The organism is Bacillus sp. AFS053548 (genome assembly GCF_002575105.1).
In the GTDB taxonomy this organism is placed as follows: Bacteria; Bacillota; Bacilli; order Bacillales; family Bacillaceae_G; genus Gottfriedia.
Genome location: NZ_NUHI01000014.1, coordinates 153,803 through 163,582, shown reverse-complemented (window position 1 = coordinate 163,582; position 9,780 = coordinate 153,803). Strand labels below are relative to the sequence as shown.

At 33.2% G+C, this 9,780-nt stretch carries 10 protein-coding genes and 1 other annotated feature; of the genes, 1 reads left to right on the top strand and 9 read right to left on the bottom strand.

The features are described 5' to 3' along the window. Positions 1 to 78 precede the first annotated feature (78 nt). The 4 genes from CN946_RS08115 to CN946_RS08100 all read right to left on the bottom strand — a co-directional run bounded on the left by CN946_RS08115 (position 79) and on the right by CN946_RS08100 (position 2,934). Positions 79 to 327, bottom strand: coding sequence for a DNA alkylation repair protein (locus tag CN946_RS08115; protein WP_069032392.1), 249 nt, complete (start codon positions 325 to 327; stop codon positions 79 to 81). 62 nt (positions 328 to 389) lie between these two features. After that, positions 390 to 584 carry an NETI motif-containing protein gene (locus tag CN946_RS08110; protein ID WP_098860666.1) on the bottom strand — a complete coding sequence of 65 codons (195 nt, stop codon included), beginning with the start codon at positions 582 to 584 and terminating at the stop codon, positions 390 to 392. Between the two features lie 114 nt (positions 585 to 698). Beyond that, positions 699 to 1,421, bottom strand: a complete 723-nt coding sequence (locus CN946_RS08105; protein WP_098860665.1) for a Bax inhibitor-1/YccA family protein — start codon at positions 1,419 to 1,421, stop codon at positions 699 to 701. A gap of 127 nt (positions 1,422 to 1,548) precedes the next feature. Then, entirely contained in the window at positions 1,549 to 2,934 is a 1,386-nt protein-coding gene (locus CN946_RS08100) for a glycine--tRNA ligase (protein WP_098860664.1), read from the bottom strand. Between the two features lie 80 nt (positions 2,935 to 3,014). Further along, positions 3,015 to 3,194 (bottom strand) — a binding site (T-box leader). Between the two features lie 211 nt (positions 3,195 to 3,405). Between CN946_RS08100 and CN946_RS08095 the strand changes: the two genes are divergently transcribed. Continuing rightward, on the top strand, positions 3,406 to 3,834 hold the full coding sequence (locus tag CN946_RS08095) for a hypothetical protein (RefSeq protein WP_098860663.1): 429 nt from the start codon (positions 3,406 to 3,408) through the stop codon (positions 3,832 to 3,834). A 578-nt stretch (positions 3,835 to 4,412) separates the two neighbouring features. Here the strand turns inward: CN946_RS08095 and CN946_RS08090 are convergent. The 5 genes from CN946_RS08090 to CN946_RS08070 form a co-directional block, all read right to left on the bottom strand. Continuing rightward, positions 4,413 to 5,120 carry an ABC transporter ATP-binding protein gene (locus tag CN946_RS08090; RefSeq protein WP_069032386.1) on the bottom strand — a complete coding sequence of 236 codons (708 nt, stop codon included), beginning with the start codon at positions 5,118 to 5,120 and terminating at the stop codon, positions 4,413 to 4,415. Positions 5,121 to 5,138: 18 nt separating this feature from the next. Further along, a complete protein-coding gene (locus CN946_RS08085) occupies positions 5,139 to 5,909 on the bottom strand; it encodes an ABC transporter ATP-binding protein (protein ID WP_098860662.1) in 771 nt (256 codons plus the stop codon). 16 nt (positions 5,910 to 5,925) lie between these two features. Next, positions 5,926 to 7,194, bottom strand: a complete 1,269-nt coding sequence (locus tag CN946_RS08080) for an ABC transporter permease subunit (protein ID WP_098860661.1) — start codon at positions 7,192 to 7,194, stop codon at positions 5,926 to 5,928. 9 nt (positions 7,195 to 7,203) lie between these two features. Further along, entirely contained in the window at positions 7,204 to 8,187 is a 984-nt protein-coding gene (locus tag CN946_RS08075) for a branched-chain amino acid ABC transporter permease (RefSeq protein ID WP_098427437.1), read from the bottom strand. Between the two features lie 140 nt (positions 8,188 to 8,327). Beyond that, positions 8,328 to 9,509, bottom strand: coding sequence for a branched-chain amino acid ABC transporter substrate-binding protein (locus tag CN946_RS08070; RefSeq protein WP_098860660.1), 1,182 nt, complete (start codon positions 9,507 to 9,509; stop codon positions 8,328 to 8,330). Positions 9,510 to 9,780 lie beyond the last annotated feature (271 nt).

Below are 9,780 nucleotides of genomic sequence, written 5' to 3'. Positions count from 1 at the left end.
TACCTTTTTTATTAGTGTCCAGTTTAGAGGGCATCTTATTTTAATACTATTTATACCTTCACACTTAGTTTTTTTATTTTAAAATTTCAATGAATCCGCTGTCTTTTCAAACATTACACTTTGATCAATTAAACCACAAGTTCCACACTGAACTAAATATTCTGGACCTTTATATGGAACAAAAAATGGATCTAGCCCACTTGAAACATATTCTTCTATTTCAACATCTCCGCTTTGAGCATTTAATTTAACTGCTTTTGGGTTTTGTTCGATTAAATAAAATCTACTTTTGTTTGTTTTACAGCGTGGACATGCTAATTTATGCATATTTTCACCTCATTTTATTCATATAAGGTTACTATTCCATTAAATTATTATCTTTATTCAGATTAATTCGTATTTAATCTACCTTCAAATACAATCTTTCTTCCAGTTGGTTCAATTTCTACCTTCCCATTAACCATTTGCTCTGAAAATATTGGTACTTCCATTCTTTTAACTGGTGAATAGCCTTCTCTTTCCATTCTCTCTAAGCAATCATTAATTGTTTCATTTTCAAATACTTCAAATTTTTTCTTACTCATCTATTTCCCTACTTTCTACTATTGTAATTCGATCTAAACATGACGAATTCTAATCAAAATATAGTAAAAAACCTTACTTTCATTTGAGAGTAAGGTCTGCCTGACTAAAAATATTTAATCGCGAAGCCTCGATAGGAATCGAAGTGCTTCAATATAAACCCAAATGACTGTTACTAATAAACCAAAAGCACAATACCACTCGAACTCTTTTGGAGCACCTTGTCTAACACTTGTCGTAATTAGATCAAAATCCAAGAATAGATTTAATGAAGCAATAACAAGTATCGCTAAACTAACAAATATTCCTATTGGACCAGATTGATGGATATATGGAATTGGAACATGGAAAAGTTGAAGAACCATCGTTAGTAAATAAAATATAAACACTCCGATTGTTAAACCGAAAACAATTGATCTAAAACGGTGAGTTACTTTAACTAGTCCAGTAGCATAACAAATTAATGTCCCTGCAATAATTGCAATTGTTAATAGAACCGCTTGTAGGACAATCATTCCATATGTTGCTTCGTATACAGCTGAAATATTACCAATTAGAATCCCTTCAACTGCTGCATAAATAGGTGTAGTAATCGGTGCAATTCTAGGAGAAAAAGATGTTACTAACCCAATAATGAATGCAACGATTAAACATCCAATAAACACTTTAGAATTAAATGTTCCAGTAGCCGTTAGATAAAATGAGTATCCCGCTGTTGCGATAAGTAAGATTAATGCAATAATTGTTTTACCAATTGTCCCACCGATCGTCATAGCCTTAGCAGAATGCCTTGATTTCGTTAATCGTTCAGAATTTAAGATAGGATTTGAACTCCTCATTTAAACTCCTCCTTTATTTTATACCTTCATTTTACCATTTTTAGTAAATTTCTTAAACTTTAAACAAGCTTTAGTAAAATATATGAAAAAAGATGTCCAAAAGGACACCTTATTTCAAAAAACTAAATTAAAATTTAATTTTATTTGCTAAAAATGATTGTAATTCACTGATTGCAACACGAGTTTGCTCCATCGTGTCACGGTCACGAACTGTTACTTTTCCATCTTCAATTGATTCGAAGTCGTAAGTAATACAGAATGGAGTACCGATTTCATCTTGACGTCTATAACGTTTACCAATTGAACCAGTTTCATCGAAATCAACATTGAAATCTTCTGCTAAAGAAGCAAATACTTCTTGTGCATTTTCTGATAATTTTTTTGATAATGGTAAAATCGCTGCCTTATATGGTGCTAATGCAGGATGTAGACGCATTACTGTACGAGATGTACCATCTTCTAATGCTTCTTCTTCATAAGCATCAATTAAAAATGCTAATGTAACACGATCTGCACCTAATGATGGCTCGATACAATATGGAACGTATTTATCATTTGTAATTGGATCATGATATGTGAAATCTTCTGTTGAATATTCCATATGTTGTTTTAAATCATAATCTGTACGAGACGCAATGCCCCATAATTCGCCCCAACCAAATGGGAATTTATATTCAAAGTCAGTTGTCGCGTTACTGTAGTGTGATAATTCATCTGCACTATGTTCACGTAAACGAAGATTTTCTTCATTAATACCTAAAGCTAAAAGCCATTTATTAGCAGTATCTTTCCAATAAGAATACCACTCTAACTCTTCACCTGGTTTACAGAAGAATTCAAGCTCCATTTGTTCAAATTCACGAGTACGGAATGTGAAATTTCCCGGTGTAATTTCGTTACGGAAGCTTTTACCAATTTGAGCTATACCAAATGGTACTTTCTTTCTCATTGTACGTTGAACATTTTTAAAGTTTACGAATATACCTTGTGCTGTTTCTGGACGTAAGAAAATTTCATTCGTACTTGACTCAGTAACGCCTTGGAATGTTTTAAACATTAGGTTAAATTGACGAATATCTGTAAAATCATGGCTACCACAATCAGGACAAGCAATTTTATGTTCTTCAATTAGTTTAGCCATTTCTGAAAATGGAAGACCATCAACGATAATTTCCATTCCTTTTTCTTCAAGTGCATTTTCGATTAATTTATCTGCACGATGACGAGCTTTACAATTTTTGCAATCAATCATTGGATCATTAAAGTTACCAATATGACCTGAAGCTTCCCATGTACGTGGATTCATTAAGATTGCAGCATCTAATCCAACATTATATGGACTTTGTTGAACAAACTTTTTCCACCAAGCTTTTTTCACGTTATTTTTTAATTCAACACCAAGTGGACCATAATCCCACGTATTTGCTAAACCACCGTAAATTTCAGATCCTGGAAATACAAATCCTCTGTGTTTAGCATGACTTACTACGACATCCATTGATTTTTCTGACATTTCATCTGCCTCCAATTTTCAATTGTTTTTTGAAAATGCAAGAATGAAATAAAAAAGCTCTCATCCTTAGGCATTTTCTGCCTAGGGACGAGAGCTGTATATGCACCCGCGGTTCCACCCTAGTTGACAATTAAAAAAATTGTCCACTTTAAGAATTAACTCAGGAATGCCTTTCGCTAAAGGTTTTGATTGAGCTCACACTATCCTCAATTCGCTAGTCAAAATAATCTTTAGGTACTTCTTTCCGTCAACGTTATATGTAATAAATAATATGTTTTTATTTTAACAAAGTGACAATGATTAAGTCAAATATTATTATGAACAATTTTGCTAAAAAAAATACCGTGAATTTTTTGAATATTTTTCGGGAATTAACATGTAAAGATAAAACCTTTACAGTATGAGCATTACTTGGTATGATAGAAAAGTTGTTTTATTTATATACTATACTATCAGAAGGGAGTGCTAGTTTTGAGTAGCAGCATTTTTCTAAAGAAAAAGAAACGTTCAGCAGTATTGCTTGATAAACATCATTCCATTCGTTTATTAAAAACAAACAAAAAGCGAATCGTGAACAAAAGAAACAATAAAATAAAAGGGTTCGAACAATTACTTGTTAAAGAATTAAACGAGGAAATGATTTCAACTTCAAACAGTACGGTAAATGAAATTTCTGAAAATGTAAATACAGTAGTGATCGAAGGACTTCCAGTAACATTTCTTCTAAAGCTTGGAAAAGAGTTTTTCTCAGATTTAGAAGCAGTGAAGTACTATTATAATAGTAAACATGAAGATTTTTACAAGAATCGTAGTTTACTAGAGGAATCACTTCAATCTTCAATTAACAATGCGTCAAGTGAAGAACAATTAAAAGTTTCGGAATTTATTTCTAGTAAATAATAATTTCATATTAATGAGGGAATCCATATGGGTTCCCTCTTTTTATTAGTGTTGAGAAAATCGTAGTAATTTTCCGACCGACTGCACTGCAAATAAGCCTTTGATAGCAGCAAATAAGAGACCTATCAGTGCAAACAACGTTGAAAACTTGCAAATGAATGGCGAAGTGCAAATAAAATCAGTGAATCTGCAATTAAAATCAGCATATCTGCAATTAAATTCAGCATATCTGCAATTAAATTCAGCATATCTGCAATTAAATTCAGCGAATCTGCAATTAACGTAAAAAAGTACCTATACCAGTATAGGTATTCCACTGAAATATTAGATCATTTTAGATACGATTGAGTGTAAAAATAGCATATTTCTTCTTATATAATTAAATATTAATTCAAATCTGCTATTTTTCTTAAAAAAAAGACTGAAAAATAAACTTAAAATGATCAGTGCCTCCTAGATACCCGCTCTCTATAATTTTTACACTCATTTACATCAAAAAAGGGATGTTCACATGTCAGTTGACCTGACTTATGATACATCCCCTTTTTTCCTTTAGCTATTTTTGATTTGCAGAATCATTAAGCTAAATAGGCTTTTTTCACTTCTTCATTATTCATTAATGTCTTACCTTCACCAACCATTTGGATTTCTCCAGTTTGAATTACATAGCCACGGTGAGCAATTTGTAATGCTTGGTATGCGTTTTGTTCGACTAATAAGATTGTCATTCCTTGTTTGTTTAGTTGCTCAATGATTTCAAATATTTGTTCAACGATAATTGGGGCAAGACCCATTGATGGCTCATCTAGCATTAGTAATGATGGTCCCATCATCAGTCCTCTACCTATCGCTAGCATTTGTTGTTCTCCTCCACTCATCGTACCGCCTTTTTGGCTTAAACGCTCTTTCAGTCTTGGAAAATAATCAAATACCATTTCCATGCGTGCAGCGATTAGTTTTTTATCTTTAACTGAGAAAGCGCCCATCTCTAAATTTTCTTTTACACTTAATTTAGAAAAGATTCTTCTTCCTTCTGGTACATGGGCGATTCCTTTTAAGGCAATTTCATGAGATTGTAGCTTTATAATTTCTTCACCTTTATAAATCAGCGTTCCAGATTTTGGTTTAACTTGGCCACAAATCGTTTTTAGAGTAGTAGATTTTCCCGCACCGTTACTTCCAATTAATGTTACGATTTCACCTTCATTTACTTCAATGTTAATATTTTTCAGTGCTTGAATACCACCGTAAAAAGAGTTAATATCTTTTAATTGTAATAGCGTCATCTTTTCGTACTCCTTTCACTATGCAGTAGTCACTGCACTTTTTCCTAAATATGCTTCAATTACTTTTTGGTTATTTCGAATTTCGAGTGGTTTTCCTTCTGCAATTTTTTCGCCATGATCGAGTACAAATAGGTACTCAGATATTTCCATAACAAGCTTCATATCATGCTCGATTAAGACGATTGTTAAGTTAAGGTCATCTCTCATTTGAAAGATTAAATCAGTCAATTCTTTTGTTTCTTTCGGATTCATCCCTGCAGCTGGCTCATCTAAAAGTAAGATTCTTGGTTGAGATGCTAATGCACGAGCGATTTCAAGTCGTCTTTGTGCACCGTATGATAGACTCGATGCTTCCTCATTATAAACATCAGCCAATCCTACGTATTCTAACCATTTATATGCTTCTTTCATTGCCGATTTTTCTACTTTTTTAAATTTAGGTAAATGGAATATTGTTGAAAAAACACCATATTTTAAATGCTGATGCATTCCTACCATAACATTTTCTAAAGCAGTCATACTATTAAATAAACGAATATTTTGGAATGTACGCGCGATCCCTTTTTTATTAACTGTATGTGGCTTTAACCCTACTAAGCTCTCATTCCCTAGCAAAATTTCACCACTACTAGGAGTGTACACACCAGTAATCATATTAAAAAATGTTGTTTTTCCAGCTCCATTTGGTCCAATTACCGCTGTAATTGAGCCTTCTTTAATTTCAATATTTACATTATTAACAGCTGTTAAACCGCCAAAGCTTTTCGTTAAATTCGTTGTTTTTAACATTTGATAACCTCCTCTCTTAAAATGAAACTGTGCGTGTTTTTTCTTCGACGACAGTTTGATCTACGACGTCTTCTTTTGGAACAACCTTATTTTTGGCAGGCAATAATCCTTTTGGCCTGAAAATTGCTGCAAGTACTAAAATAAGCCCGAAAATCATACGTTGCATTTTAGAAGGTGATAGAGCCGGTGGTAAATTAATAACTCCATCTAATGTTAATTGGTTTAAATAGTTTGTTACTTCTGTTAATACTTGTAGATTTAAGATTGTTACAAGTGCAGCTCCAAGAATAACACCTGGAACACTACCCATTCCGCCTAAAATAACCATTACCAAGATTGTAATCGATTCAAGTAAAGTAAAGCTTGTTGGGTCAATGAACATTTGCTTTGCAGAGAATACTACTCCCATCATTCCTGAGAAGGATGCACCGATTGCAAATGCAATTAATTTCGTACGTACTAAGTGAATACCTGATGCTTGTGCAGCGATTTCATTCTCACGTACTGCCTTCCAAGAACGTCCAAGCTTAGAATCTTGTAATCTAGTAACAGCTAAAATGACGATTGCTAAAACAACTAACACGACATAATAAAATTGCCCAGAATTATCAATCTCTAATCCAAAAATAGTAGGAGCTGGAATAGAAGAAATACCTTGTGCCCCTCCAGTAATATTTATTGGTTTATCTAAGTTATTAAATACAATACGAATAATTTCTCCAAATCCTAGTGTTACAATTGCTAAATAATCACCTTTTACACGAAGTACTGGAATACCTAATAATACACCTGCAATTGCAGCGATAATTCCACCAATTATTATAAATACCCAAAATGAGTTTCCTGAAAACGGAAGGAAATCAAAATGTAAGAAATTCGTAACTTGTTTAGTCGAAAAAATTGCATAAGTATATGAACCGATTGCAAAGAAGGCAACGAATCCTAAATCTAATAGACCCGCTAAACCAACTACTACGTTTAATCCAAGTGCCATTGCAACATAGATTCCAACTAAAGTCGCTACACCCATATATGATTCAAATGCTGTACCTTGTGATGCAACATAAGGCATAATCACGGTTAGAACTAGGATTCCAATGCTCCATTTTAATTTGACTGGAAAATTAGTTTTATATAATAAGTAAAGTGAGAACAAGATTAATAAAAATGCCGTGACGGATTCTTGCAATAGGTATAATCCTAATGATGTAACAACGATATAAGCTCCTAAGAAAATTCCTTGTAGTTTATTTGATTGTTTTAACCCACTTAATATGCTCTTCATCTAATTCACCTACACTTTCTCAGCTACAGGTTTACCTAATAAACCTTCTGGCTTGAATATTAGAACTAGAATTAAAATTCCAAATGAAACAACATCTTTATATTCTGATGGGAAAATGCCATGTGTTAAAGTTGATAAATTTGTTGCTGCAAACACTTCGATTACACCGATTAATAAGCCGCCAAACATTGCACCACGGATATTTCCGATTCCACCTAATACTGCAGCTGTAAATGCTTTTAGGCCTAAAATAAAACCGATATACGGATCAATTGTGCTGTACTGTAATGCAAATAGTACACCAGTTGCACCACCTAATCCAGAACCTAAAAAGAATGTTAAAGAGATGACTTTGTTAACATTTACAGACATTAATGATGCAGTTTCACGATCCTGTGCAACTGCACGCATTGCTGTACCCCATTTTGTTTTATTGATGAAGTAATCTAATGAAATCATCATTACAACTGCAACGACTAAAATAATGATTGATGCTGATTTAATTTGTGCATTTCCAAATGAAGAAAGAAGTGAGCTAGTTTTAATTTGGTGTTGTCCTGAAAATAGTGATGGGCCAGTAATAATGTAATTTCCTTCTTTTAATTCAGCAATAAAACGTACGATATCTTGTAGTAAAAATGAAATACCGATTGCTGTAATTAATGTAATTAACTTTGGTGCTTTTCGCAATGGACGATATGCTACTCTTTCGATTCCCATTCCTAGGAAACCAGTTGCTAATGAAGCTACTATTAAAACAATTGCTAACACGATAATTGCAGGTAAACTACTTAATAAACCTAAACCAGTAAATGTAATTAATACAGCAGTACCAATAAACGCACCCACCATGAATATTTCACCATGTGCAAAATTGATTAGTTCCAATATCCCATAAACCATCGTGTAACCGAGTGCTACGATTGCATATACTGCTCCTAAAACAAGACCGTCTATTAGAACTTGAGGTAGTGTTTGGATTACTTCATTCATGTATAAGACCTCCTATAAATAATGTAGTTTATTCCCTATTAACTTCCAAAATTTTACAATTTTCTCATCTTATTGAGAGAAAAAGAGTATCACATTTTACAGGATACTCTTCTCTTTAGACAGGTAGGGTTTGTTTCTAATTATGGTTTAGTAACTTCGCCTTCTTGAGTACCAGGGTATTTAGCTTCTTTAAACGTATAAATAAATACTTTCGCGTATTTGTTGTCCCCTTTGTCATCGAAGCCCACCTTCGTTACTACACCATCATAATCTTGAATCGCACGTACTGCTTTTTCAACTTGTTCACGTGTTGGCGTTTTTCCTTTATTATCGTTGATCGCATTTTTTAACCCTTCTAATAAAACGCCCGCAGAATCATAACCGTAAGATGAGAATGATTCGATGTTTTTATTAAATTTAGATTTATATGCGTCTGCAAATGCTTTACCTTTATCTGTTTTTACCGTATCACCAGCTACTGAAGTATAGTAGAAGTTTTTAACAGCATCTCCAGCAATATCAACTAAACCTGAAGAGTCCATTCCATCCCCACCCATGAATGGGATGTCTAATCCTTTTTCACGAGCTTGTTTTAATAAAATTCCACCTTCAGCATAAAGTCCACCGAAGAATACTAAATCAGGCTTTTTCGCAATTGCATTATTTAGTACCCCATTAAAGTCTTTATCTCCAATTGAGATCCCTTCTTCACCTAAAATTTTAGCGCCTAATTTCTCAGCAGCAGCTTTGAATTCATTTGCTAAACCAGTTCCGTAAGGTGTTTTATCTTGAATGATAAAAATATTTTTAGCTTTTAAAGTATTAACAGCGAAATTTGCACCTGCTGGACCTTGGAAGTCATCACGAGCACAAATTCGGTTGACTACTCCTAATCCACGATCAGTTACTTCATTAGCAGTATTTGAAGGAGATACCATTACGATATGGTCTTTCTCATACTTTACAGAAGAAGGAATTGCTACACCAGAGTTTAAGTGTCCTACAACACCAAGAATTTTATTGTCTGCAGCTAACTGCTCAGCATTTGCTACACCTTTTTTTGGATCCCCTTGGTCATCATAAGGTACAATCTTTAAATCAAAGCCTAATTTTTTGAAAGCTGCTTTTTGATCTTCTAATGCAAGCTGAGCTCCCAGTTTAATGGATTCACCTAAAATTGCATTATTACCAGATAATGGTGTATTTGTCGCAATTTTAATGACTTGGTTCCCATCCTTTGAACTACTATTACCACAGCCTGCTAAAATCCCCGCAGTTAACGATACTGATGCTAAAATTGCAAATCCCTTCTTAAAAACCATATGTACGCCCCCTTAAAAACCTATTTTTTTGAAAATTTAAAATTCTTAAGAAAATAGTAAGCTATATTTTTTCGTTAGACAAGTTCTTTTGATTCAAAATATTTCGACAATTCTGTCGATTTATTGTTATTTTAGGTAATTATTCCCATTAAAAAATCATTAAAAACCTATTTTTCTTATTTTTGAAATATAAAATTAAAAGATTTTAATGTATTTTACTAGGTTAATCTTAAAAAAATATTTTCCTAGTATCACTTTACATTTTTCGACA